A 25748-nucleotide genomic window follows, 5' to 3' on the forward strand; every position below is an offset into this window, starting at 1 on the left:
GTTAGTATCCTGGATTTTGTGTAATTGCATTATTACCATCGAGTTCGGCTTGAGGAATAGCTAGAGTGAATCTAAAATCATTCACAGCTAAATCACAAGGCGCATCAAACGTACCGCAATCAGCAGGTAATCTGCTTACTCCTAACCCTATATCAGAACCAATACGCTTAATATCTAAGAAACGTTTTCCTTCAAAGCAAAATTCTTTACGTCTCTCTTTTAATATGTCTGTTAAAGCCACATTTAATGAGCCATAATTAGGCGCTGGTGATGCTGAACCAGTTCTAGCATCTCTTAAGTCTTGAACCGTTTGAGCTGCCTGTGGAAGCATTCCATTTCTCGCTTGCATTTCTGCTTTAAGTAATTGTATTTCTGAAGCTCTAATAAGCTTGATATCATTAACTTGTAAACCACCAGCTCCTCCTGGATACTTGTTGATTAACAACTCATTTGTAGGGTCATTTAGTCCAACTATAGTACTAGCAGGTGCCAAATTAACGCTACGTCTTATATCATTTGGAAGTTCAGATAATTCATTCAATAACTGATTAGATATTTCTAAAAAGCCATCTGCAGGCATTACTTGATTAAAATAGAATAAGCCTCCAACACCATTATCTCCATTAACTCTTGCGAGTTTGAAAATGACTTCGGTATTATCTGCATCTAAATACATCGTCGCATATTGAACCTGATTAGCCAATGGATAATCGTTCAATAATTGATTAGCCATAGTCATCGTTTGAGCATCAAAGCTTCCTTCATCAACTGCAAGTTTGACTTGCATCGCCTTGATAAAATCTCTGCTAATAAAAATTGGTGTATTAGCAGTAGCATTACTAGGGTCTAACAAAGTATTTGCTTCTTCTAGATCCGCTTTAATAAATGCAATTGTTTCTGCCACAGTGTTTCTTTCAAAAGTATCTGAAGTTAATGGCACAAAATCAACATTTATTATTGCTAATGAATTTGGATCTTGGTAATCTACAGTAAAGTATTCAAATAAATCAAAGTGAGCTAAGGCACGTAACCCTAGTAACTGACCTTTGATATGATTTGATTCGTTAATATCACTTTGAGTTGTAAAGGTCAAATTACCCATTGCTCTTAATACACGATTAACACGGTTAATCGTAGCATAACGATTTGACCATATAGAGTTAGAAGGTGTACCTCCAGCAAAATTAACTATATAAGAATAAGCTTGCGCTCCTTGTCCGTTACTCGCTTGACCTGCTTTTAAATTATCAGACAAAATTGCATTGGCGTATATTCCATCTCCGGTTCCATTTCCTCCAAAGTCAGGTCCATAGGCTGCATAAGCACCATTTAACCCTGTTTGCAAGTCAGCAACTGACTGAAAGGCAGCTTGTTCATTAAGCTCTCCCTCCTGTACCACATCGGTTGCATCTTCACAGGCTACAGCAATCATAAATATAGCTGCAATACCTAGTGTTTTTAATATATATTTTTTCATGTTCATCTTTTTAAAAATTTATTGTTGCACCAAAAGTGTAAATCTTAGGTGTTGGGAATTGTCCTCTATTGGTAGGTCTAAAATTAGACTCCGGATCCCAACCTCTAAACTTTGTAAATGTCAATAGGTTTTCTCCCTGTAGATAAAGTCTCAAAGAAGAAATTGGCGTATTTTCAAGAATCTTACTTGGTAAGTTGTAAGCAAACGTTATGTTTCTTAATCTTAAGTAAGACGCATCTTCTAAATATCTATCTGTTGAATTGATATAATTTACACTTGACAATGCAGATCCAACTCTCGGTACGTCTGTAATATCACCTGGCTGTTGCCATGCATTGAATACAGTAACCGATCTATTTCTACCATTGTTAACAGATCCTACAGATACTTCTTGTAAATCGGCATAATCTAAGTTGTTTAACCATACATCTGCCACAAATGACCATTGTGTAGTTAACTCGAATCCTTTGTGCTCTACATTTGTTCCAAAACCTCCTTGCCATGTTGGATAGAAAGATTTGTCAATAAATACTCTATCATTAGCTGCATCTAGAGTTTCTGTAAGTGTAACACCATCTGCTTTTAAGAATAAAGGATTACCATTAGATGGATTAACTCCTGCATATCTTACTAGGAAGTAAGACCCTAAAGCTTGTCCTTCTCCTAGAGCTGTAGAACCACCAGTGTTTACCAATCCATTTGTAGAAGGTGGTAATTGCTCAATGGTATTTTCGTTATACGAACCATTTGCATTTACACTAATTTTCCAGTTATCATTAGATAACACTCTATAGTTTAATGACAATTCTATACCTTCATTAACTAATGATCCAATATTTGAGTTAATACTAGGTGTAGCGTTGATTAATGATATTTGATTATTTTGAAATAAGTCATCAGTAGTTTTGTTGTATACATCAAGACTACCACTTAATTTATTATCTAATACTGCAAAATCAACACCTATATTGGTTTGTGTAGTTTCCTCCCATTTTAAAGTCCTATTCTCTAATTGAGTTACTACTGTAGACACAGAACCATTATATCCAGTTCCTGCAGTATACAAACTTCTTGTAAGGTTTAAACCACCATAGTAACCACCAGTAATTCTATCATTTCCTGATATACCATAAGACGCTCTCAGTTTTAATAGATCAAATCCAGATCCATCCATAAAGGTTTCATCACTAATATTCCAACGTCCAGCAACAGACCAGAACGTACCCCAAGCATTATCTTCGATAAATCTAAATGAATTATCTCGTCTTATACCAGCAGATATTCCATACTTACCATCATATACATAATCTAATGTTCCAAATATTGATAAGTTACCTACTTCACTTGTAAATGAATTTACCACTGGAATATATGGATTTACTAAAACGCCGTTTGCCGGATTTGGCTCGGTTGTAGTACCAGGTATAAATGCTGCACCACTACCAAGAAGTCTAGGATCTAAACCAGTTTGGTCAAAATCAAGACCATCTAAAAATCCTCTATTGTACTCAAAATAAGCTGTTGCAGTCACATCATGCTTGTCGTCAAATACATTAGAATAGCTAATAGAAGGTACTACATTAAGTCTAAAATCTCTAGTATATGTTTCCTCTTGGATCCCACCAAACTGAGCTTGATTTCCGATCACATTAGCTTGAAACGGTCCTAAAATACTGTTAGGATGTAAAATCTCTAAACGTTTTTCAGTGCTTAAATCAGCTCCTAATTGAACTCGTGCATACAAATTCTCAGCGAAATTCCAACTTGCGTTTAAAGATGCTAAAATTTTGATTTCTTCTTCTCTATCAGTATTTAATGCAATACTATTAAGTAGAACATAAGGGAAATTAGTTGCTCCATTTGAAAGAATGGCACCAGCATCTCCTGGAGTAATACCTCCATCTATTGTTTGAGAACCATCAGCTTCAAAAACACTTAAATATGGAAGCCCTTGTAAAGCTGCACTAAATGGATTGAAGAATGTCGCTCCACTACCTGCATTATCTAATTCATTCGTCTCAGAAAATCCGAGTGACAAATTAAATCCATAATTAAACTTGTCATCATCAGTTTTTCCATTAAAGTTGTTTCTTAAAGAAAAACGTTGAAAGTCTGAACCAATAAAAATACCATCTTGATTAAAGTACTGTAATGATGTAAAGTTATTTGAATTCTCACCACCCGAAGTAATCGTTAAATCATGTGATTGTGTTCTACCTGTTCTAAAGAAAACGTCGGTCCAACTTGTATTTGCTTGACTTGATATAGCAGCAATTTCAGCATCTGATAAACCAACCCCAATTCCAGCACCATTGGCACGTTGAAATTGTAAAATTTGAGTAGAGTTTGTTAACTCAAACGGTTGATCTTGTAATTCTGAATTACCATATGCTGTTGTGTACCTAAACTTTAAACTCTCGTTATATCGTCCCTTTTTAGTAGTAATTACAATGGCACCATTTGCAGCTCTATTTCCGTAGATATTAGCAGCACCAGCATCTTTTAAAACAGAAAACGTTTCAATGTCATTTGGATTTATACTTCTGAAATTGTCTTCATCTACTGGAATTCCATCGACTATAAATAATGGTTCGATGTTTCCATTTATTGATCCTGCTCCCCTAAGTATGATCGTACTGTCATTACCAGGTTGTCCAGAACCTGTTGCAATATTTAAACCAGCGACCTGTCCTTGCAGGTTTTGCAGTGCAGAGGCATTTGCCCTATCTTCTAGGATTTCTGCTTTTACTGTACCAACAGCAGCAGTACTCCTTTTAAGTGACGATACATTACCATAGGCAACAACCACCACTTCATCTAGTGTATTATCTGCAGTCATAATGACATCGATAGTACTAGATTCACCAATTAATTTTTCAATTGTTTGGTACCCGACATAAGAGAATACTAACGTTTCGCCAGTACTCGCTCTAATAGAAAACTGACCATCAAAATCTGTTTGTTGGCCCCTAGTAGTTCCTTTTACAATTACCGTAGCTCCGGGTAATGGCAAGCCATCTTCCGAAGATGTAATTTTTCCTGTGATAGTCCTCTCTTGTGCAAAACTTGAAGTAACACTTAAAAACAAGAGCACTAACACTAAACCATAATTTTTTACTTTCATAAGCTTAAATTTTTAATTATTACGATGTTAGTTGTAGTGCAATTGAGAAAGGCAGGCAGCGTTGTATTTTTAAAGACTAATTCAAAATAATTACTCAGTATGAAATTAAAGTTAACATGGATATTTCATAAATATAGTAAGGCAACGACTGCCTAGCCTTGCAATTGCTACCGTAAAAAAAGAGAAGAATTACACTAACTGTGGTAATTCCGATAATAGTTTACCTCTTCCCGAGCCAGTTTTACCATATATTTTAATCGAGCGAAGATTGTGTCAGTTTACAATTTAAAAGCATTTGATTATCAGCTTTTTACAGAAATAAGATCTTTAACCTTCTGTAAGTGAATTCTGAAAAATAATAATGAATCCTTCAATAAATTCTAATAAACTTGAGATGTTTATTCAGAAATAGTCTTATATAAGTAATACGATCTAACTATCCATTATAATCTCCTAATATTAGAATTAGGTATCAAAAAAATGAATCAAAAATCTGTATCAAACAAACAAAATACCATAGATAACTAAAATGTTTTGCTTAACCGAGTTGCATTGTAATAATTACGTTAAGAAAATTTCAGAATATAAAAAACATGGTGGTGGTAAAATACTATAGAAACAATAATTTACAATAAGAGTGTATATAAAAGGAAAGGAAAAGTAATCAGATAGCTCGTGATCGCTGTGACATTTGTATTCTATACTGCGTAGGAGTTACGCCTGTTCTTTTCTTAAAGGCACTATTGAAAGTTACTTTATTGTTAAAACCAACTTCATATAAAATTTCTGAAATGGTCATTTTACAATCAATATCCAATAATAATTCTTTGGCCTCATCTATTCTGAAATCATTAAGGAAGTCGAAAAAGTTCTCGTTAAAATGCTCATTAATTATTTGAGACGTATTGTGTTTTGTAGTGCCTAGAAGTGATGATAATTCTTCTAAATTCAAATTATTTTGCTTGTAAACCTTCTCATCAACCATGAGCTCGATTAACTTTTGTTTAAGTTCGGCTGCTAAGCTAGGAATCAATCCCGATTTTTCATACTTAATAACATTTAGTGCTCCAACAATGCTAAATCCCCAAAAAATCTGAGGTTGCACTAAACCAAATAAACCTATTAATAGTATCGAAGCAGAAATGAAAAGACAAATCACATAATCCCAACCGTCACGATAGAAAAATTCAAAATTATTAAGTGTAGAATACAATACAAATGACAATACAAATCCAGCATATGCATACATCATATAATGTAACCACTTGACAACATTTGGACCTACATTATCTTTTGCCTTCTTAACCAATTTATATATTAGAACAAAATAAATAAGCATTTGCACATTCTTCACCCATTCATACCATACAATATCCATGGCTACATTATAAATTCTATTCTTTGGATCAAGTAAATGAAACGATGCGTAAAATGCAAAGGCAATTAAAAAAAGACTAAAATGTCCAAGCTTAAATCTTGAGGAATATTTAATCTTAAATAAATCTTTCACATAAAACAGCAGGAGTGGCCCGAGAGCAAACATTATTGGAATCCAAAGCTTTCTGAAATAGATAAGTGGATACTCATATAGATAAAGACTTTTGAAACCTACATAAGAAAGTAATATTATAGAAAAAGATAATACAAAAAGTCCTAAATTTCTATTAGCTTTTGTATTTCCTTTCTTTCTAAAAAACAATACAAAAAAGAGAATAATTCCTTGTACTGCAATAAATAGAAAAGTGCCTGTCCATTTATTTAAAGCAGGCTTATAAGATTCTAACAATTTAATAAAGGCAACGCTATCACTCAAACCACTGAAGGCTTCGTCATTTTCAAATAGTTCTGGTTTTGCTCTCCTGCCTAATGCCTTTTCAACATAAGCTAAAGATGCTTCTTTATTATCTAAATTTAATTCAGCCTTAGCCAAATAATAGTATAATCTAGACTGTTTATAATAACCATTAACCTCAGATTTAATCAAACTATTTTTTGAAGCTGCAAAATCGCCAACTTGATCTTCACATAAGGCTTTCAAAAACCAAAATTCTGCTGAGTTTACATTTAGTGCAATAACGTCTTCTGATAAAGGAAGTATATTTTCAGAAGTTCCATTTTCGTAATTGTTTTTGAGTACTAATAATATGTCTTCACTCTGTGCATTTAAATTAACACAAAATAAGAATACATAAACTAGCAAAACATTTATGAATTTCATAGACCCCTTTTTAAATAAAATTAACAAACAAATGATTAAAACAGTTAATTATTCGGAAAAAAGAAGTTAAATCCGATGTAAACTTACCTCTTTAACACACTTTAACATAAATTAATCATAAGATTTGATCTCAAAGACAATATTTCATTCTTAAAATTTTGTTAATATTAATGAATTAGACTTTAGTTTCAAAACCCCTATAAATACTACACGTGCTTAAAATTCTATTTCTTATTTTCGCATTATGATCAAATCACTACAACTTCGAATTACACTTCAAGAAGAACGACAAACGGGTATTTTGATCGAGAAAGCTTCTCAAGTTCTAGATGTAAATCCGGACGATATTTCGGCAGTAAAAATACTTCGGAAATCGATAGATGCCCGAAAAAAACTTATCATTTTAAATTACAAAGTAGAGGTTTACATTAACGAACAACCAACAAAAGATACGACCTATACTTTTGATTATAAAGATGTGTCTGCGGCAAAATCCATACATATTATTGGATTTGGTCCCGCTGGAATGTATGCCGCTTTACGCTGTATTGAATTAGGGTATAAACCTATTGTTTTTGAGCGTGGAAAAAATGTTCAAGATAGACGACGTGATTTAAAAGCTATTAATCAAGATCATATCGTCAATGAGGATTCTAATTATTGCTTTGGTGAAGGTGGGGCTGGGACTTATAGCGACGGAAAGCTATATACAAGGAGTTTAAAACGAGGTGATGTTAGAAAAATATTCGAAAATTTGGTTTATCATGGTGCCACAGATCAAATTTTGATAGATGCACATCCACATATAGGAACCAATAAACTTCCTAAAGTGGTGAAGAATATTCGTGAGACTATTTTAAAATATGGTGGAGAAGTACATTTTGAAAGTCGTGTTACAGATTTTACTATTGTAGATCAAACGATACAATCAATCACACTCCAAAATGACAATGAAATAAACGTTGATAAAGTCATTTTAGCTACTGGACATTCTGCAAGGGACATCTACTATTTATTACACAATAAACATGTTCAACTTAAAGCAAAATCATTTGCCATGGGTGTTCGTGTAGAGCATCCTCAAGATATTATTGATGGTATTCAATACCATTGTCGTGGCGAAAAAAGAGATGAATTATTACCAGCAGCAGCCTATAGTTTGGTTCAGCAGGTTAGCAACAGAGGTGTATATTCTTTTTGTATGTGTCCTGGTGGATTTATAGTTCCTGCTGCTACAGCAAATGGAGAAGTTGTGGTGAATGGTATGTCTCCTTCAAAACGAAATAACGACTATGCCAATTCTGGAATTGTTGTTGAAATCAATGTAGACAAAGACCTTTATAAATATGAACATCATGGTGCGCTCAAAGGTTTAGAATATCAAAAAGACCTAGAACGATTGGCTTTTACAGCAGGTGGACGAAGCCAAACGGCTCCTGCTCAACGTTTAACAGATTTTGTTGAAGGTAATCTCTCAGCAAGTTTGAATCCTACCTCCTATCAACCAGGCTTGAAATCTGCGCCCTTACATTCACTTTTTCCAAAACTTATAGGAAGTTCTCTTCGGAAAGGGTTTAAAGCCTTTGGAGAAAAAATGAAAGGTTTTTATACTTCCGAAGCGAATATAATAGGTGTCGAATCGAGAACATCTTCTCCAGTCAATATACCAAGAAATGAGAATTTAGCACATCCAGAACTATCAAATCTTTTCCCTTGTGGCGAAGGTGGTGGATATGCTGGAGGAATTATTTCTGCAGCCATGGATGGAGAACGATGTGCCGAGGCTGCCACAGGTCAATTATAAATTTAATTTGTCTTCGTTTCAATAGGTAAAGTTTAAAGATATTATTCCTATTTTTGTCGGATAAAATTTGATAACAATGAAAGCATACGTTTTTCCTGGTCAAGGTGCTCAATTTACTGGAATGGGACTTGATTTATATGAAAACTCACCATTAGCTCAAGAGCTATTTGAAAAAGCTAATGATATTCTAGGTTTTTCTATTACAGATATCATGTTCGAAGGTTCTGCCGAAGACTTAAAAGAAACGAAAGTAACACAACCAGCTATCTTTTTACATTCAGTGATATTAGCTAAAACCTTAGGTGATCAATTTAAACCAGACATGGTTGCTGGTCATTCACTTGGTGAATTTTCTGCCTTAGTTGCTAATGGAACTCTAAACTTTGAAGACGGATTAAAGTTAGTTTCTCAACGTGCTCAAGCGATGCAAAAAGCTTGTGAGTTACAACCAAGTACTATGGCTGCCGTTTTAGGATTAGATGACGATATTGTGGAAAAAGTTTGTGCGACGACTGATGGTATTGTTGTTGCCGCTAATTACAATTGCCCTGGTCAATTAGTTATTTCAGGAGAAATCGATGCCATTAATAGAGCTTGTGAAACTTTAAAAGAAGAAGGTGCACGCCGAGCATTAGTACTTCCTGTTGGTGGTGCCTTTCATTCACCTTTAATGGAACCAGCTCGTGAAGAGTTGGCTGCTGCAATTGAAAACACTCAATTCAATGCGCCAAACTGTCCAATTTATCAAAACGTAACAGCTTCTGCAGTAACAGATGAAAACGAAATAAAAGCTAACTTAATTTCTCAATTAACAGCGCCTGTGCGATGGACTCAATCTGTACAGCAAATGATCACCGATGGTGCATCTCATTTCACTGAAGTTGGTCCTGGAAAAGTACTACAGGGGCTTGTAAAAAAGATTAATCGAGACACTGAAACAGCTTCGGCTACTTTAGAATCTAACGCCTAATTTTTATGAAATTATCAAGAACAGCAGGAATAGTACTGCTTATAGCTTTTAATATTGCTATTGACCAAATTTCAAAGGTGATAGTTAGATCTAATATTAGACTAAGGACTGAAACAGATCCTGGAGAAAGAATCAATGTTATTGGCGATACATTTTTAATGATGAATGTAGAAAACGAAGGTGCCTTTTTAGGAATGGGAAGTGACATGAACGATACGCTTAAACTATTATTATTAAAGATTCTTCCTATTGCAGTACTTGTGTATTTAGTATACTATATCATTAAGACAACAGCTTTGGACAAACTCAGTTTGATTGCCTTATGTTGTATTGCTGGAGGAGGAATAGCGAATGTATTTGATCGTGTTGCTTTTGGTAAGGTTACCGACTTTTTTCATTTAGATTTTGGAGGTGTCTTTAGAACAGGAATTTTTAATGTAGCCGATATGTCTGTTACGTTTGGAATGATTATACTAGCCTATGTAACGCTTTTTTCTAAAAAAAAGAAACCACAAACAGCTTAAATAAAAAAGCCTCATTTAAAATGAGGCTTTTTTATTTATTTTTTAATCTTAGTTCTTGTAAACTTTTCCGTCCTTCATTACAAAAATTACATTTTCCATTGTGGAAATATTTTTGGTAGGATCATCATTTACTGCTATGATATCTGCAACGAAACCTTCTTTTATTTGACCAATTTCGTTTTTCATATTCAATAACATTGCATTAGTCACTGTAGCACTTTGGATAGCTTCCATTTCAGGCATCCCTGCTTCTACCATATAACCAAACTCTTTCCCACTATCACCATGCCTAAAAACACCTGCATCTGTTCCAAAAGCAATATTAACACCTTTTTTATATGCTCTCCCAAAAGTTCCTTGAATTTGTGGTCCAACTGCCAAAGCTTTAGGCACCACGATATCTGGATAAAAGCCTTTGATTTTTGCTTTTTCTTCAACCTCTTTTCCAGCCGTTATAGTAGGAACTAAATAAGCATCATATTTTTTCATTAATTCCATCGTTTCATCGCTCATATAGGTTCCATGTTCAATAGTTTTAACACCTCCAATTATTGCACGCTGCATACCTTCGTCACCATGAGCATGAGCCGCAACATGCATTCCATAATCTTTGGCTGCATCACAAATGGCTTTTACTTCTTCAATGGTAAATTGAGGGTTATCTCCACTTTTCGCAACACTCAAAACACCTCCTGTAGCTGTAATTTTTATTAAGTCCGCACCATTTTTATAACGTTGTCTCACTGCTTTTTTTGCATCATCAACACTATTAACAACACCATCTTCCGGTCCTGGATCTTTGAGAAGTCCTTTTTTTGCCCCATTAGTAAAATCGCCATGACCACCTGTAGAACTTATTATTTTTCCCGCCGTGAAAATTCTAGGACCTTCAATTTTTCCACTAATAATGGCGTTTCTTACTGAAATATTAACGCCTGTACCTCCTAAATCTCTCACTGTTGTAAACCCAGATAATAACGTTTCTCTAGAGTACGCAACCGAATTAAAAGCAATATCAGATTCATTTAAAACATAGCGCTCTAGCCTAGTTTTTGGGCCAAATTCCTGTTCTATATGCACATGCATATCTATCAATCCTGGCATTACTGTTTTACTCTTCAAATCGATAACTACATCATTAGAAGACTCTGCAGCAACATATCCATTTTCTACAGCAATAATTTTATGCCCAGAAACAACAACTGTTCTTTCAGTTAAAACCGTTCCATTTTTAGTGTCAATTAATTTTCCGCAATGCAGATATGTATTTTGTCCTGTTACTGAAATAGTCAATAAAAGGATCGCTAGTTGTAGTATTTTTTTCATTGTAAACGGTTTATAAATTTCTAATGGTTTTTTCCCAATTCCATGCCGAACTCATAGCGTCATCAAGTGTAGATTTTGCTTTCCAACCCAATACTGAGTTTGCTTTTTTTGTATCAGCATAAGCACTTATGACATCTCCTTTTCGCCTTGGTGCTATTTTATAGTTTAGTGATTTTCCGGAGACTCTTTCAAAAGACTTAATCACATCAAAAACAGAACTTCCTACACCTGTTCCTATATTAAAGGTTTCAAAATTTGATTCTTGTTTATTATCCAATAAGCGTTGTAATGCCACAACATGAGCTTTTGCTAAATCTACAACATGGATATAGTCTCTTAAACATGTACCATCTGGAGTTGGGTAGTCATCTCCAAAAACAGAGAGACAATCTCTTAATCCAGCAGCTGTTTGTGTAATGAATGGCACTAAATTTTGCGGTATTCCAATAGGCAACTCTCCAATCTTAGCAGTAGAATGTGCGCCAATTGGATTAAAATAACGTAAAGCGATTACTTTTAAATGAGGTTCAACGTTACAGACATCTCTAATAATTTCTTCGCCAATCTGTTTGGTGTTTCCATATGGAGATTCTGCAGGTTTTACTGGAGCGTTTTCAGTAATTGGCATTTCATCGGCTTGACCATAAACGGTACATGATGAACTAAATATAAAATTTTGAGTATTTAAATTCAATACCTCTTTCATCATGTAGATGAGCGTATTGAGGTTATTCTCATAATATAATAATGGATTATTCACACTTTCTCCAACAGCTTTACTCGCAGCAAAATGAATAACTCCACTTATATCTTTATGCGCTCTAAAAAATTGTGCTACGGCAGATTTGTTCTTTAGATCTAGTTTTTCAAAGATTGGTTTTTGATTGGTTATCGCTGTAATACCTTCTATGACTTCTATAGATGAGTTTGACAAATCATCAACAATAACAACTTCAAAACCTTTGTTTTGTAATTCTACAACAGTGTGTGAACCTATAAAACCGAGTCCACCAGTAACTAGAACTTTTTTCATGCTACGCGTTAACGAAATTTATAACCGTAGATGTAATGAATTCAATTTGTTCGCTGTCTAATTCAGTATGCATTGGTAAAGAAATAACTTCTTTTACCAGTTGATTGGTTACTGAAAAATCTGCTTCATTATATCTTGAGTCTTGATATGCCTTTTGGCGATGTAACGGAATTGGGTAATACACTCCACAAGGAATACCCTTATCATTTAAGTGTTTTACTAAAGCATCACGATCACTATTTAAAATGCGTAATGTATATTGATGAAACACATGACAATCGCATGAATCACAAATACCAGAGCAACTTGTTTTGCCAGACGGAACAACAATATTTTCCTGACCTTCAAATGCTTTACTGTAAGCTCGTGCTGCACTTTGTCTAGCTTTATTATAATCATCTAAACGTTTTAGTTTGATATCCAATATAGCCGCTTGAATAGAATCTAGTCGAGAATTAACACCTACCACATCATGATGATAACGCACATACATTCCATGATTAACAATACCTCTTATGGTATGAGCAAGATCGTCATCGTTAGTAAAAATTGCACCACCATCTCCATAACATCCTAAGTTTTTAGATGGAAAAAAAGAAGTTGAGGACACATGGCCTATCGTTCCAGCTTTAGCTTTTGTGCCATCACTATAAGTATATGTCGAACCAATAGCTTGTGCATTGTCTTCAATAACAAATAAGTCATTTGCTTTAGCTATGTCCATGATCGCTTCCATATTGGCACACATTCCAAACAGATGCACTGGAACAATAGCTTTCGTTTTTGGTGTAATTGCTTTTTTAATAGCATCAATATCTATATTGAAAGTTACAGGATCTACATCGACCAAAACAGGTGTTAATTGCAATAATGCAATCACCTCTACGGTTGCCGCAAATGTAAAATCGGCTGTAATCACTTCATCACCAGGTTTCAAACCTAATCCCATCATTGCTATTTGCAAGGCATCTGTACCATTTGCACAAGGGATAACATGTTTAACTCCTAAATAATTCTCTAAATTTTTCTGAAACTCGTGAACCTTAGGTCCATTGATATACGCTGTTGAATCTAAAACCTCCAAAACAGAGCTATCTACTGCTTCTTTTATTTTGCTATATTGACCTTTAAGGTCAACCATTTGAATTTTTTTCATACCTGACGAATTTACAAAATTCATTAGCATTAAGCAATGAATTTATTTTAAAGAACAGTATTTTAGCAGTAACTAATTGTTTAAATATTGTATACTACAGGAATATACGTCGTTAGCTTCTTTTTAAAGGTTCTGGCATTATTTAACACTAAGATAAAACTTGGTGTAAATGGTCGTAAACAAACATTTAATATTCTTGAGGAAAAAATAGACATCCATGACAAAACTATTTGGTTTCATTGTGCATCCTTAGGTGAGTATGAGCAAGGCTTACCTGTTTTTGAAGTATTGCGAAAAGATTATCCTTATCATAAAATAGTGCTTACTTTCTTTTCGCCTTCAGGATATGAAATTAGAAAAAACACAACACTAGCAGATGTGGTTGTCTACCTTCCTTTAGACACAAAAGTTAATGCCAAACGTTTTTTAAAGTTGGTTCATCCAGAGTTTACTGTATTTGTAAAATATGACATCTGGCCTAATCTATTACATGAATTAAAACGACAGGATAGACGCGCTATTTTAATTTCAGCTTTATTTAGAAAAAACCAATCCTATTTTAAATCTTACGGCGGAAAACGCCAATCTGCACTATTTGCATTTGAACATATTTTTGTTCAAGATGAAAATTCTAAATCATTACTAAACTCAATTAATTATAATTCGGTTACTATATCAGGAGACACACGGTTTGACCGTGTTAATAATCAATTATCACAAATAAATACACTTGACTTTGTTACAGAATTTAAAAGTAATGCTACTTGTGTTGTTATTGGGAGTTCATGGCCTGAAGATGAAGACATACTTATTCCTTATATAAATAGTAATGCTTCAAAAGATTTGAAATTTATCATTGCTCCACATGAAATTAAAAGTAGTCATGTAAAAGCTATTCTTTCAAAACTTAAAGTAACTACAGTTTTGTTTTCTAAAAAGCAAGGTAAAGATCTTAGTGATGCTTCGGTATTAATTATTGACACTATTGGTTTACTCTCTAAAGTTTATAGTTATGCAGATATTGCATACGTAGGTGGAGCCATGGGTCAAACAGGTCTACATAATATTTTAGAGCCTGCGGTTTTTGGAATACCAATTATTATTGGTAAAAATTATCAAAAATTCCCTGAGGCATTTTCGATGATTGAACACGCTGGAGTAACTTCAGTAAAAAGTGAGAAAGACTTAAAAACGGTGTTTGATCTATTGATTTCTTCTAAAGAATACTGCATGTCTGAAGGTCTTAAAAACTCAGAGTTCATCAATAAAAATAAGGGTGCGGTAGTCCAAATCGCGAACTATATTCGTATATAGTGCATTGATTGAATAGTATAAAATCTTAATAAATGTTAAATTTTTATCAGAAAATTCAATTTAAGTTACTAATTTCGTGTATTAACAATTAACACTAAAACGATTACAATGAAAAAATTGATTTTAAACATCGCATTGGTATTGGCACTTGTTGTGTCTGTAACATCATGTAGAGAAACTAAAGAAGGTGCTGAGGATGCTGCTGATAAAGTAGAAAACGCAGCTGAAAAAGCTGGAGACGCAATGGAAGATGCTGCTGATAAAGCAGGAGACGCGGTAAAAGAAGGTGCTGAAGCAGTAAAAGAAGGTGCTGAAGACGCTGTTGATGCTGCAGGAGATGCGATAAAAGAAGGCGCTGATGCTGTAAAAGAAGGAGCTAAAGATGCTGTTGACGGAGCTAAAGATGCTGCAAATGATGCAGTAGACAAAGCTAAAGAAGAAGGTTCTAAAGCTTTAGACAAAGCTGCTGACAAATTGAAAACAGACAACTAAACACTAGTTCTTTTTCCATAAATAAAGCCTGATGAAAATCAGGCTTTATTTATGGAAAATTTTAAAATTTAAAATAACATCAACCTAATACACTACTTAATTTAAACATAGGTAAATACATTGCTATTAAAATAACGCCTACTAAAACCCCTACAATAAGTATAATAAAAGGCTCCATAACAGTCGATAATAATTTAGATCGTTGCTCTACTTGTGTATTGTATTGCGTATTTAAGCGTTCAAAAATGAATTCGTTTTGGTTAGTTTCTTCAGCAACTTTAACAAGAGCAAGCATTTTATCGTCAAAAAGTTTGTGAGGTTTTAAGCTTTCACTTAAAGATTTACCCTTTAAAATCTGCTGTTCTACATTTTCTAGTGCACTTTGCAACGGATAAAAATTAATCATCTGCTTTACCAATTGAATACTATTAACTAGCGGTACTTTTGATGCTGTAAGCAATGTAACTGCTTGTGTAAACTGAGATAGATATACTGTTTTAACAAAATCACCAATAAATGGTAATCTTAAGACGAGATTATCTTTAGCCTTTTTGAACCATTGCTTTTTATTTAAAAACGCTCTAGAAAATATAAGACACACCAAAATAATAAGTAAGATCCATCCGTAGCTTTTCATAAATTCGGAAACATAAATTATAAACTTAGTAATTGCGGGTAACTCTACTTTTTGTTGCTCAAAAATATCCTGAAACATAGGAACAACATATTGTAACATAAATACAACTACCAGCACAGCAGTACTTAAAATAATTATAGGGTAAGTAAGTGCACTAATAAGGTTTCTACGTTGTTGGTTCTTTCTTCCAAAAAAAGCACCTAATTGCTCACATACTTGTGTTAAGCTTCCTGTTTCTTCTCCTATTTTAATTGAATAGTATTCGTAATTTGTAAATTCTTTTTGTTTTTTAAGTGCGTCTGATAATGTTGAACCAGAAACAATATCTTTTGAAATATTTGCTATTTTCTCTTTATGCAATTTCTTCTTAATTGCATTTTGAATGAGTTCTAAACCGTCTTTAAGTGTAACTCCTGCTTTTAAAAGTACGCTCAATTCTGTATAAAAGTCTTCCTTTATTTTATTTGAAAATGAGCTCCCAAAAAGCGTAATCTCTTTTTGTAAAAATGACGTATCAAAGGACTTCTCTTTGGTTACTGTTTTATTCTTTGATATGTTCTCTAACTGAAATCCCATTATTAATTCATATAAAATGTAGCATCATTGGACTTATACACAAATAATTTCTGATTTAGAAATTCTTTTGTTGTTTCTAATTTAATGGCATCTATTTGACCATTTGATAATTCTCCATCAAAATACATATATCTATTTTGTACTTGAATTAGAAATGTATCTTTTTCTGTTATAATATTATCTTCTCTAAATTGATATACAACTGAATCCAATTCTGATGAAAACTTTAATTCACTCTCAACAGAATCATATGTAATCTTTGAATAACGATTGAAATCCAACCAGAGTGATGTTTCTAGTTTATTAATTTCTAAACTGTTACTATAATTTTTTTGAATAGCTAACATTTGTTTTTGTACTAAGCTTAGTACAGAAAATGCTAAGCCAACAACAATACTGGTAATAATTAATACCACTATCATCTCACTTAACGTAAATGCTTTTACTTTTTTATTCAATGTTAATTTGCTCAATGGTAATTGTTTTATTAGTATCAGAATTAATGGCCTCAAACTCAACTCTAGTCGAATTATTTTGTGCAAACTCTGTAACCATTATTTGCCATTTTCCAAAAACTTCCTGATAAGGTAATTCTAACTTATCATTATTTTGTAAATACTGAAGTTCATTCAAATGGCTATCTATGGCTCTCGTATTATTTTTAATCGTATTAGAAAAAATTGTATTTAAAATCATACTAGACATCATGAATATAATCACAATAAGTACTGTGGCTACCAAGGTTTCCATAAGCGTAGATGATTTTATTTTTTTTAATACAACCATTTAATGACTCCTTTTTTTGAATTATTAAGTGATAGCCCAAGATATTCTTTAGGTAAATCGTTTATTATAATTTTACCATTATAAATATGATTTTGATAAATAGAACCAAATTGTTTTGCAATAAAATTATTGGTGTAAACACTTCCAAAAACAGTGCCTTTTAGTTCTAGATTTTGATTACAAAATACTTCTCCTGTAATAACGGAGTTTTCTTTTAGTTCTAATTGAACATCATTATTATTAAGTTTTGGTCGTCCATAATAAAGTAGCGACCCTTTTATTTCAGAACTGGAGCCTATGGTCATTTGTTTAACATCACTAATTTGTGAATTAACTGTTCTTTGCGAAGTGACTTTTTCAGTTAAAATTAAAGCCGAAGGGTAATTTAATTGAACACGTTCTCCAACAACTAATCTATCAGAAGCAAAAGCTTGTAAATTGCCTTTAAAGTTATTTCGAATTTCGATTTCAGGAGCGATAAGAATAACATCTTTTAAAACGGTTGAAGCATCTACACTAATTTTAGTTTTTGATTGAATAATAATGTTTCCAATCATTGTAACATTAAACAAATCAATTTGAGCATTTGAAAATACAATTTGACTAGGTTTAAAAAAGGAATTCTTATAGTCTTTACCACTTTTGATATTTAGAAACTGATTTTCACTAAATGCTAAAATATTCTCCTTAGTTGAATTTATTTTTTTAATTATATCTGTAAAAATATTTGGTTGCTTATTAGCTGTTCTGATATTTCCATAAATGAACTGTGATCCATAGTAAGACTGTCCAGAGATATTTCCTGATTTAACACCTTGTTTGGGTAAATAACTTACACCTTCAATTCTAGTATTTCCAACCACAACCAAGGGCCTTTTATTATCCTGAAGATATAACGCAATCCTATCCTTATCTGGAGTTAGTTCTCCAATTAAAGCCGATTTTACTATTTGGTTGTTTTTGATTTTAGAAACGGAAGTTAATCTTCCATAGACGCCCCAAAATTGATGATTTAACCTTAAACTTTCATAGACTTCACCTTGAAGATCTATTGTGGTTGAATCATTTATTTGTATATCGTTAGTAAGTACATAATGTATTCCTTTATCTGCATTTCGTGTGGTTTCAATAATTAAATTTGTTTGAATATTAAATCGCTTATGGGTGTGTACCAATAAAATAAATGCAGTAAGTAATAGCGCTATAACGACAGCAATAAAAAGAGTCAATTGTAATGCTCCAGCTTTTAGTTTGAACCACAGCATTATTGTCGTTTTATAGTTTGACTTTTGTTACGATATCCAATAGTAATTTCTTTTTCACTACCTCTAATTAATTTAATACTATCGGCTGTTTGTCCCTTTTTAAGAAGGTATTGATTACCATTTATACTTACAATAAATACCTGGTCAATCGAATTCAGTTTTTTTACTAATCCGTTATAGATTATCAAAGGTGAGTTATCTATTGATTCTGGTGTAGATTTAAGTACAGTGGTAGTAGTTCTTTCTTTTTGATTATTTGATAATGTTCCTAAAAATGGGTCTCGATCTAAAGTTTCAATTGAAAATGTTTTGGTTTCATCATTAATTTTAGGGTTAAACGATAGGTCAAAATCATTTTCTTGAATGATGGTATCATCTGGACTCATGCCATTAATTATTTTGTACCCAATGGTTCCCCATATACCGAGTACAGCAGCCAATAACAGATATGTTTTTGTTTTATTCTTCAACCGTAAAATTTTGAGTTGAGTATGCTGTTTGAAATCCTGAATTTTCTGCTCTTACTCTCCATTCGTAATTTCCTAATTCTAATAGTTTTGAAAAATTAGTTGATGTAACTGTTGAATCTAAAAGAATTTGTGAAGCATTTTCAAAATTAGGTGTTGCCAATTGAAGTCTGTATGACTCGGCATATTGAACATCATTCCATGAAAATATAACATTACCTACAGCTAATGTAGAGTTACTTGTAGGTGCAAGAACGGTAATAGTATCTTGCGATATGTCTTCAACTTCAATGATATCATCGCATGCACTAAATGTGCAGATTAATACTAGAAAAAACAATACTCTTTTCATCTTAAAACTTATAATAATTAATCTTCTTTTCAGCTCGTTTAGACGACCTATAGGTGTTATTTGGGCATTTGTCATTATTTTCTACCAAATCTACTATTTCCAATTGATACTTGTCATTTTGTTTCCAGCAACAACTTGAGGTTTGGTATGCAAATACGACGCCTGTGTTAAACTTTAGTTTATGTTGAAGTTTACCATCACTATAACTATTGATACTATAACTCTTAATACCAGAGCCTTCTAAAAATATCTCTTCTGCGTTTGCTAATAGGTGTAATTGAGATTGGTCTATCGCTATGGCTATACTTGTTACTAAGTGGGCTTCATTGTTATTCTTTAATAATTCAAATAAGCTTTTATTTGCAGTGCTTTGTAAGCTATTTATAACTTCTAAACGGTCGGATACTTCTAATTTCAAGTATTTTGGTTTAGCATCTAATGTATCATTGTAAGTTAAATTAATCTTACTAGATTGAACCTTTAAAGCATTTTCAAAAGCCTTAAAAGATGCTTTATTAAAATCAATTAAACTAGCATAAATTTTGATAGGCTTTTCATATTTAGGAATAGCAATATTATTATAGTCCTTTTCAATTACAAAATCTTTATCAAGACCTATAGTTCCTAAAGACACATTTTGTATTGTAGTATTTTGACTTTCATTAAGCACTTTAACAGATGTGCAGCTTAATAGGCAACAAATAATTAGAAGGATATATATATGTTTATTCATTAAATCTTATTTTAAATACATTTAGTAATGGTTAATCTTTAGTTATTTAATTAACGTTTCAAAGTAAAGTGGCCTCGGTATGTTTTACCATTTTGGCGTTCTAAAACAAACCAGTAATCGCTTGCAGGCATATCACTGCCATTAAAAGTTCCATTCCAGCCAACATTAATAGGGCTTAATTCTATTAAAAGCTTTCCATATCTATCGAAAATATAAATTTTATTATTGGGTTCTCTATTAGAATTTATGAGTTGCCAATTGTCATTATAGCTATCATTATTAGGTGTGAAAAACTTAGGGTAATATAATAAATATATACTATCGGTAACTACTCCACAGCCATTTTTATCTTTTACATAAATTGTATATTCGTTTATGCTCAAATTTGTAAATTGATTACTGTCTTGGTAGTTAATTCCATCCAAAGAATATTCATAATCTCCATTTCCATCGACATAAACAATAATTGTATTGTCATTTTGAGTCCAATCTACAGTTTCAATAGATGTAATGGTAGCTGTATTAGATTCAACAACAGATATAGTTTTTAATGTTTCGCAACGCAGTTCTCCATATATATTTGTTGCTATTATCTCATAAGTTCCTGGTGTATCAACTACTATAGACTCACTTGTTTCTCCTGTAGACCACAAATATTCATCAAAACCTGAGTCTGCGATTATTTCTACAGTACTATCTTCACATATAGCCCAAAGATCATCCATAAATAAAACAGGTTTTTCATTAACACTAATTTGAAAAGATGTTGTTGAAAAACAATGTGATAAATTAGAATTTTGAAGTCTTGCGTAAATAACTTGAGGGTTTTCTGTATTTGAGAAATTTGTTCCTATAGGGTTTGAATTCATTTCTGCATCATTCAATGATAAGTGATAAGTGATTAAATTATCGGTTGCCGATTGTCCATTTAAAATGCTTGATTCCTGAATACTCAAATCAAAATTTTCAACACCATCATTAGTTTGATCATCACAAACAAGAATATCTTCTGGTTGATGCGCTATTGGTGTTGTAAACACACCTAATTCAAAAGACGTTATATCAAAACAATTAGGGTTATTACTATTTTGAATTCTAGCGTATATAAGTTGAGATTGGCTATTAACAGTATAATTATTAGGTAGTGGATTTATGTTATTTTCTGCATTACTATTACTATCAAAGTATTGTACTTCAAAAATTGAAGGGAGTTGTGTGTTTAATATCTGTGAATCATAATTTGAGAGTACAAATTCATACATTCCATCATTATCAAAATCATCACAAATAAAATCATTAGTTATACTATAGGCCTCAGGTTGCTCGCTTACTACAAAATTAATGGTAGTCTCATCATAACAAAACGTGCTTAACTCACTTTGAACTTGAACTGTTATACTTTGAGAATTGGTAATAAAAGGGTTAGGTAAAGGACTTGGCAAAACAGTTCCATTTTCATCAAAATAGGTAACAGACATGTTTGTTTGACCGTTAAGAATAGTATCCTCAACATTAGATATATCAAATGCAAATTCACCATCATTATTATCATCACAAGCAATAAAATCATCAATAGGATGAGCAATAGCTCCATTATTTATTACTAATGATATTGTGGTTTCAACACTACAACCTCCGTTAGGGTTATTAGGGTTTGTAGCAGTCATAGTCGCAAATATATTTAACACAGGTTGATTGACTGCCATTGGGTTGGGTAATGGGCTAGAATAGGTATTACCTAGTTCATCTATGTAACTAAATGTTATGGTTTCTGTTTGTCCTTGTAAGAGTTCTGATTCAATTCCGCTAGTATCAAAAAACTCTGTACCATCATTATTTTCATCGCATTGTTCTATTATTACAGGTCCTGTGATTAAAGGATTTGGATCTACATGCAATGTAATGTAGTTTCCTAAAGCTAAACAATCACTGTTTAATGCATTCTCAACTCTAATATAAATATCTTGAGTGTTTGGGGATCCTATATTTTGATGATTAGAAATATCAGCAATAGGATTCATTTCTGTTAGCGCATCAAGTTGATTAATATAATAACTAATAACCAATTGTTGACCTACAGGGAAAAGTGATTCTATTTCAGAAGTTACAGCGCTAAAATCAAAAGTTGCAATGCCATCAGAGGAATTAATCCCATCATCACACTGATAATAATCTCTATTAAAATTATTTGGAATTTGCGACATGGATACATTTAAGTTGACTTCAGAAATCTCAAAACATCCAAATGTATTCTCTACCCTAGCCCATAAGGTTTCTGAATTTGCTACTTGATTGTTGTATGCAGAATTATTAGTTATAACATTTTCGTTTGTTTCTGCATCTAACTGTGTGTTATAAAATGTTATGGTTTCATTTGAACTGTTTATTGTAATTTGCTCAATAAGATCATTTAGATCAAATACGGTAAAACCATCAAGATCTTCATCACACTGAGTTAAGCTCACAGGTGAAGCTACCGTAGGTTTTTCAGAAATAACAACTTGTTTAGAATTTGTTGATGTTTCTGTTCCTGATGTTACAGTTACGCTAACTAAATAGGTGCCAGCACTTAAATATGTATGTGTTGGATTTTCTAAGTTTGAACTAGTTGTATCTCCAAAATCCCACAGGATAGAATCTATTGGTTGATTAGAATTAATTTGAAATGATGTAGCGTCACCTAAACAGTTATTTTCGGTCACTATATATGCTGAAAAATAAGACTGAATAAAAGGTGGCAAACCTATTTGCGATGTTCCTGTACCTAAAAAAACACCATCAAACACATAATCACAAGCATTACCTTGAATATCTGGGTTGTTAATTACTCCCAAATAATCATAGTCCAAATGTGCAACATAAATCTTACCATCAGGACCAAGTTGAAGTGCTTGATGTGGTTCATCTATAACTGGTAAAAAATCGGGAATGATTAAGGTTTTAGATGCTTCTATATCTAATTGATTAAAACTACTTAAATCATATTGATAAACGCCATCTATAGTTTCGCTAATGTATAAAAACTGATTACTTGGTGAAAATTCAAGACCATATATTCTAGATGCACTAGTATTTCCAGTATCAAAATCTGTTATTTGAATAGGGTTAGAAACCAAGCCTGTAGCATCATCAAATTCTAGTATTTCTAAAACTTCAGAGTTGCTATAAACGACAGCTAATTTAGATCCATCTGGAGATAATTTAAGGTAACCTATCGAATCAAAAATACTGGTAGGCGTATAACCAACTGAAGAGGTTAATGGCGATATATTTAGCCCTGTATTATCTATAAGAAAGCTACTAAAGTTATTACTATTAAATTCGTGAGTTATTACCCAAATATCATTGCCGTTAGCATGAGTAACTGCTGTGATTTTTTCTGTAGAAGGTGCTTGTAATAATATGTTTTTTTCGGAAGTGACATCTCCTAACCCACCATTTAGAGTCATATCTACAACGCTATATCTTAAACCATCAGGTTCGGCTATTGCTGCTAGAGAAAACACGTAAAACAAATTGTTATTTCCTGGATGCGGTACAATAATACCGGATTGCGTGCTAGAGAAATTCCCTAAAAGTCCAGAGCCATTAGGCATTATATTATGTGTTCTATCCCAAACATCAATTCCATTAGAGTAAAATAGTAAGTTACCTGAACTATCAGATATTGCAGAACAGCCTTCTGTAGTAATTAATGCGCCATCGGTTAATGCCGTTGGTGAGCCTGTATTAAAAGTTATACCCGCTTGAATTCCAAAATACCAATTGTTTGCTTCGTTTTGGGCAAACAAAGAAAAAGTAAAAAAAGTTAATATTGCAAAACAAACAGTCTTTGTCATTATATAATATAAGCATTCGATTTAGTGGCATATATGATTTATAGTAAGTTACTCATCAACAATAAATTCATATATTTTTTTTTCTTTTTTATCAAGAATAAAGAAATAATCATAGGATCTCGTAGTTAACTTCGAATTATCTATTTTAGTATAAAATCCTGAAAAATAAAACCCTGACTTATCTCTTGAGATCTGCATATTCAATTCTGAAATAATAACGTTTTTATACGTTTCACTATTATATGTATTTAAATGATCTATTAAATATGTAGACTCTTCATCAATTTCATTAAAAGATGTCCATTTGACGACATCATAGTTTCTATATTTTATTTCATTAAAATCACATTTGGGATACTCTCTCAATTGAACTTCATTAATCTTCTCTGTTTCCAGAGAATACACCTCAAAAAAGTATGGATATATTGATTCATTCTGAGCTACAACTGTTTTTATATAATTATCAGGTAAAATACATGTTTCAATTTTAGTTGAACATGAAAAAACAATAAGCATGCTAAAAAAAACTATATGTTTTCTAAAGTAATATCTCATACACTAATGTCTACGTTTACTATTTATAGGGTGATCCCATAATGGTCCCATATTTAAAGTTAAATTAATTTTACCTGTACCATATCCATAGAAATTAATAGCTTCTCCACTACCTGCAAGCCAGTGAAAAAAGCCATTTCTAAAATCAAATCTATCAAATGCATTAGGAGCTTCTGCCAAATGCCCAGTTTGTAGCTTAATAGCTCCAGTATGAACATCTATCAATTCAATTTTCAATCGTCCATATACAAATGAAAGAGTTCCATTTTCTGTTGCAGGTCGATATAAAATGTTTTTACTATTTGGATAATTATTATACAAATTAAAAAAGTTAACTACTCGAACTTTATTATTTTTAAAATCCCAAACACCAAATTCATTAACACTCTCAAAATCCATTTTACTAACATCAATATACAAATCCCCACCACCATTTTTACTATATTTTCTCGCTTCCCAAAATGTAACTACACCATCAAAATCTGGTCTATTTGGAATATCCATATAGTGATTCATTATCTTATTTCCAGCATATGTATTTAAGAAATCAAAATTATCACCTATAAAGAACCCTCCGTTATCTAATATTTCTGATTGAGACATTCCATTGGTAAATTCACCATCATAAACTATAGCTTCACCGTCTAAACCAAATTCATCAACACCTCTAAATGATCCATCTGAACCATAAATTGGATTATCTTCACCTCCATCAGGATCAACTCTAGATATTGGATTATTCCCCATCGCTAGATATGGAGAAGCGTATTGCTTTTTTGGATCTGTCGTTAACCAACGTCCAATACGTCCATCCCATAATCTTAACTTAAACGCTTCTTTTCCCGTCTCTGGATCCTTCTCCTGGCCTTGGAATGCATAACGATACCCATTTGCACCACTCACCCTGTTGGGCATTGGCATACCAAATGGATAATAATCACTAAAAGCCAATGTCTCCACTGAGGTATCCTTTATCAATACATTGTCGATATAAAACGTATTGGCCTGTAAATATTCTGTATTATTTGGATAAGTCGATATCCATCCTCGTAATAGTAATCGATGTGATCCTGTTGTATTGGCTGTAAAAGTAAAACTAT

The 25748-nt window shown here is 32.7% G+C and carries 21 protein-coding genes; 5 read left to right on the forward strand and 16 right to left on the reverse strand.

Going from position 1 to position 25748, the window contains the following annotated elements; all coding sequences use genetic code 11:
• Position 1: 1 nt before the first annotated feature.
• From KWG70_RS16295 to KWG70_RS16305, 3 genes are all read right to left on the reverse strand, one after another.
• On the reverse strand, positions 2 to 1477 hold the full coding sequence (locus KWG70_RS16295) for a RagB/SusD family nutrient uptake outer membrane protein (RefSeq protein WP_230937106.1): 1476 nt from the start codon (positions 1475 to 1477) through the stop codon (positions 2 to 4).
• A gap of 10 nt (positions 1478 to 1487) precedes the next feature.
• Positions 1488 to 4601: a SusC/RagA family TonB-linked outer membrane protein gene (locus KWG70_RS16300; protein ID WP_230937107.1), complete on the reverse strand. Its 3114-nt coding sequence runs from the start codon at positions 4599 to 4601 to the stop codon at positions 1488 to 1490.
• A gap of 664 nt (positions 4602 to 5265) precedes the next feature.
• Positions 5266 to 6819 carry a helix-turn-helix domain-containing protein gene (locus KWG70_RS16305; RefSeq protein WP_230937108.1) on the reverse strand — a complete coding sequence of 518 codons (1554 nt, stop codon included), beginning with the start codon at positions 6817 to 6819 and terminating at the stop codon, positions 5266 to 5268.
• A 244-nt stretch (positions 6820 to 7063) separates the two neighbouring features.
• Here KWG70_RS16305 and KWG70_RS16310 point away from each other — a divergent pair, with 244 nt between their 5' ends.
• The 3 genes from KWG70_RS16310 (at position 7064) to lspA (ending at position 10117) form a co-directional block, all read left to right on the forward strand.
• Positions 7064 to 8623, forward strand: coding sequence for an NAD(P)/FAD-dependent oxidoreductase (locus KWG70_RS16310; RefSeq protein ID WP_230937109.1), 1560 nt, complete (start codon positions 7064 to 7066; stop codon positions 8621 to 8623).
• 76 nt (positions 8624 to 8699) lie between these two features.
• A complete protein-coding gene (gene fabD / locus KWG70_RS16315) occupies positions 8700 to 9593 on the forward strand; it encodes an ACP S-malonyltransferase (protein WP_230937110.1) in 894 nt (297 codons plus the stop codon).
• A 5-nt stretch (positions 9594 to 9598) separates the two neighbouring features.
• Entirely contained in the window at positions 9599 to 10117 is a 519-nt protein-coding gene (gene lspA, locus KWG70_RS16320) for a signal peptidase II (protein ID WP_230937111.1), read from the forward strand.
• A gap of 48 nt (positions 10118 to 10165) precedes the next feature.
• Here lspA and KWG70_RS16325 read toward each other — a convergent pair whose 3' ends face one another.
• From KWG70_RS16325 to KWG70_RS16335, 3 genes are read right to left on the reverse strand one after another with little or no spacing between them, the layout of a single operon-like run.
• Entirely contained in the window at positions 10166 to 11443 is a 1278-nt protein-coding gene (locus KWG70_RS16325) for a metal-dependent hydrolase family protein (RefSeq protein ID WP_230937112.1), read from the reverse strand.
• Between the two features lie 10 nt (positions 11444 to 11453).
• Positions 11454 to 12476 carry a UDP-glucose 4-epimerase GalE gene (galE, locus tag KWG70_RS16330; protein WP_230937113.1) on the reverse strand — a complete coding sequence of 341 codons (1023 nt, stop codon included), beginning with the start codon at positions 12474 to 12476 and terminating at the stop codon, positions 11454 to 11456.
• Between the two features lies 1 nt (position 12477).
• Positions 12478 to 13632 (reverse strand): DegT/DnrJ/EryC1/StrS family aminotransferase, encoded by a 1155-nt coding sequence (locus KWG70_RS16335; protein ID WP_230937114.1) that lies wholly within the window; start codon positions 13630 to 13632, stop codon positions 12478 to 12480.
• Between the two features lie 87 nt (positions 13633 to 13719).
• Here KWG70_RS16335 and KWG70_RS16340 point away from each other — a divergent pair, with 87 nt between their 5' ends.
• Positions 13720 to 14946 (forward strand): 3-deoxy-D-manno-octulosonic acid transferase, encoded by a 1227-nt coding sequence (locus KWG70_RS16340; RefSeq protein ID WP_230937115.1) that lies wholly within the window; start codon positions 13720 to 13722, stop codon positions 14944 to 14946.
• A gap of 108 nt (positions 14947 to 15054) precedes the next feature.
• Positions 15055 to 15438: a hypothetical protein gene (locus KWG70_RS16345; protein ID WP_230937116.1), complete on the forward strand. Its 384-nt coding sequence runs from the start codon at positions 15055 to 15057 to the stop codon at positions 15436 to 15438.
• 79 nt (positions 15439 to 15517) lie between these two features.
• Here the strand turns inward: KWG70_RS16345 and KWG70_RS16350 are convergent, their stop codons facing one another.
• From KWG70_RS16350 to KWG70_RS16395, 10 genes are all read right to left on the reverse strand, one after another.
• The gene (locus KWG70_RS16350) at positions 15518 to 16651 is read right to left on the reverse strand and encodes a type II secretion system F family protein (protein WP_230937117.1); all 1134 of its coding nucleotides are present in this window, start codon (positions 16649 to 16651) and stop codon (positions 15518 to 15520) included.
• A gap of 2 nt (positions 16652 to 16653) precedes the next feature.
• Complete coding sequence (locus KWG70_RS16355) at positions 16654 to 17124, reverse strand: PulJ/GspJ family protein (RefSeq protein ID WP_230937118.1); 471 nt, start codon at positions 17122 to 17124, stop codon at positions 16654 to 16656.
• Entirely contained in the window at positions 17102 to 17437 is a 336-nt protein-coding gene (locus KWG70_RS16360) for a hypothetical protein (RefSeq protein WP_230937119.1), read from the reverse strand. The genes KWG70_RS16355 and KWG70_RS16360 overlap by 23 nt, the downstream gene beginning before the upstream one ends.
• Positions 17425 to 18702: a hypothetical protein gene (locus KWG70_RS16365; RefSeq protein ID WP_230937120.1), complete on the reverse strand. Its 1278-nt coding sequence runs from the start codon at positions 18700 to 18702 to the stop codon at positions 17425 to 17427. Before KWG70_RS16365 ends, KWG70_RS16360 begins: the two co-directional genes overlap by 13 nt.
• The gene (locus tag KWG70_RS16370; RefSeq protein WP_230937121.1) at positions 18702 to 19172 is read right to left on the reverse strand and encodes a hypothetical protein; all 471 of its coding nucleotides are present in this window, start codon (positions 19170 to 19172) and stop codon (positions 18702 to 18704) included. The genes KWG70_RS16365 and KWG70_RS16370 overlap by 1 nt, the downstream gene beginning before the upstream one ends.
• On the reverse strand, positions 19162 to 19521 hold the full coding sequence (locus tag KWG70_RS16375) for a hypothetical protein (protein WP_230937122.1): 360 nt from the start codon (positions 19519 to 19521) through the stop codon (positions 19162 to 19164). Before KWG70_RS16375 ends, KWG70_RS16370 begins: the two co-directional genes overlap by 11 nt.
• A 1-nt stretch (position 19522) precedes the next feature.
• Positions 19523 to 20254: a hypothetical protein gene (locus KWG70_RS16380; protein ID WP_230937123.1), complete on the reverse strand. Its 732-nt coding sequence runs from the start codon at positions 20252 to 20254 to the stop codon at positions 19523 to 19525.
• 50 nt (positions 20255 to 20304) lie between these two features.
• The gene (locus tag KWG70_RS16385) at positions 20305 to 24093 is read right to left on the reverse strand and encodes a T9SS type B sorting domain-containing protein (RefSeq protein ID WP_230937124.1); all 3789 of its coding nucleotides are present in this window, start codon (positions 24091 to 24093) and stop codon (positions 20305 to 20307) included.
• 48 nt (positions 24094 to 24141) lie between these two features.
• The gene (locus tag KWG70_RS16390; protein WP_230937125.1) at positions 24142 to 24609 is read right to left on the reverse strand and encodes a hypothetical protein; all 468 of its coding nucleotides are present in this window, start codon (positions 24607 to 24609) and stop codon (positions 24142 to 24144) included.
• Between the two features lie 42 nt (positions 24610 to 24651).
• Positions 24652 to 25748 (reverse strand): RHS repeat-associated core domain-containing protein (locus KWG70_RS16395; RefSeq protein ID WP_230937126.1); only part of this gene is annotated, 1097 nt, incomplete at its 5' end.

This window comes from Psychroserpens luteolus (assembly GCF_021032705.1).
GTDB lineage: Bacteria > Bacteroidota > Bacteroidia > Flavobacteriales > Flavobacteriaceae > Psychroserpens > Psychroserpens luteolus.

Bases quoted from the DNA above. Each gene is read 5' to 3' on its own strand.
- KWG70_RS16295 (WP_230937106.1), bottom strand. From the start codon at position 1,477: ATGAAAAAATATATATTAAAAACACTAGGTATTGCAGCTATATTTATG.
- KWG70_RS16300 (WP_230937107.1), bottom strand. From the start codon at position 4,601: ATGAAAGTAAAAAATTATGGTTTAGTGTTAGTGCTCTTGTTTTTAAGT.
- KWG70_RS16305 (WP_230937108.1), bottom strand. From the start codon at position 6,819: ATGAAATTCATAAATGTTTTGCTAGTTTATGTATTCTTATTTTGTGTT.
- KWG70_RS16310 (WP_230937109.1), top strand. From the start codon at position 7,064: ATGATCAAATCACTACAACTTCGAATTACACTTCAAGAAGAACGACAA.
- fabD (WP_230937110.1), top strand. From the start codon at position 8,700: ATGAAAGCATACGTTTTTCCTGGTCAAGGTGCTCAATTTACTGGAATG.
- lspA (WP_230937111.1), top strand. From the start codon at position 9,599: ATGAAATTATCAAGAACAGCAGGAATAGTACTGCTTATAGCTTTTAAT.
- KWG70_RS16325 (WP_230937112.1), bottom strand. From the start codon at position 11,443: ATGAAAAAAATACTACAACTAGCGATCCTTTTATTGACTATTTCAGTA.
- galE (WP_230937113.1), bottom strand. From the start codon at position 12,476: ATGAAAAAAGTTCTAGTTACTGGTGGACTCGGTTTTATAGGTTCACAC.
- KWG70_RS16335 (WP_230937114.1), bottom strand. From the start codon at position 13,632: ATGAAAAAAATTCAAATGGTTGACCTTAAAGGTCAATATAGCAAAATA.
- KWG70_RS16345 (WP_230937116.1), top strand. From the start codon at position 15,055: ATGAAAAAATTGATTTTAAACATCGCATTGGTATTGGCACTTGTTGTG.
- KWG70_RS16350 (WP_230937117.1), bottom strand. From the start codon at position 16,651: ATGGGATTTCAGTTAGAGAACATATCAAAGAATAAAACAGTAACCAAA.
- KWG70_RS16360 (WP_230937119.1), bottom strand. From the start codon at position 17,437: ATGGTTGTATTAAAAAAAATAAAATCATCTACGCTTATGGAAACCTTG.
- KWG70_RS16365 (WP_230937120.1), bottom strand. From the start codon at position 18,702: ATGCTGTGGTTCAAACTAAAAGCTGGAGCATTACAATTGACTCTTTTT.
- KWG70_RS16375 (WP_230937122.1), bottom strand. From the start codon at position 19,521: ATGAAAAGAGTATTGTTTTTTCTAGTATTAATCTGCACATTTAGTGCA.
- KWG70_RS16380 (WP_230937123.1), bottom strand. From the start codon at position 20,254: ATGAATAAACATATATATATCCTTCTAATTATTTGTTGCCTATTAAGC.
- KWG70_RS16385 (WP_230937124.1), bottom strand. From the start codon at position 24,093: ATGACAAAGACTGTTTGTTTTGCAATATTAACTTTTTTTACTTTTTCT.
- KWG70_RS16390 (WP_230937125.1), bottom strand. From the start codon at position 24,609: ATGCTTATTGTTTTTTCATGTTCAACTAAAATTGAAACATGTATTTTA.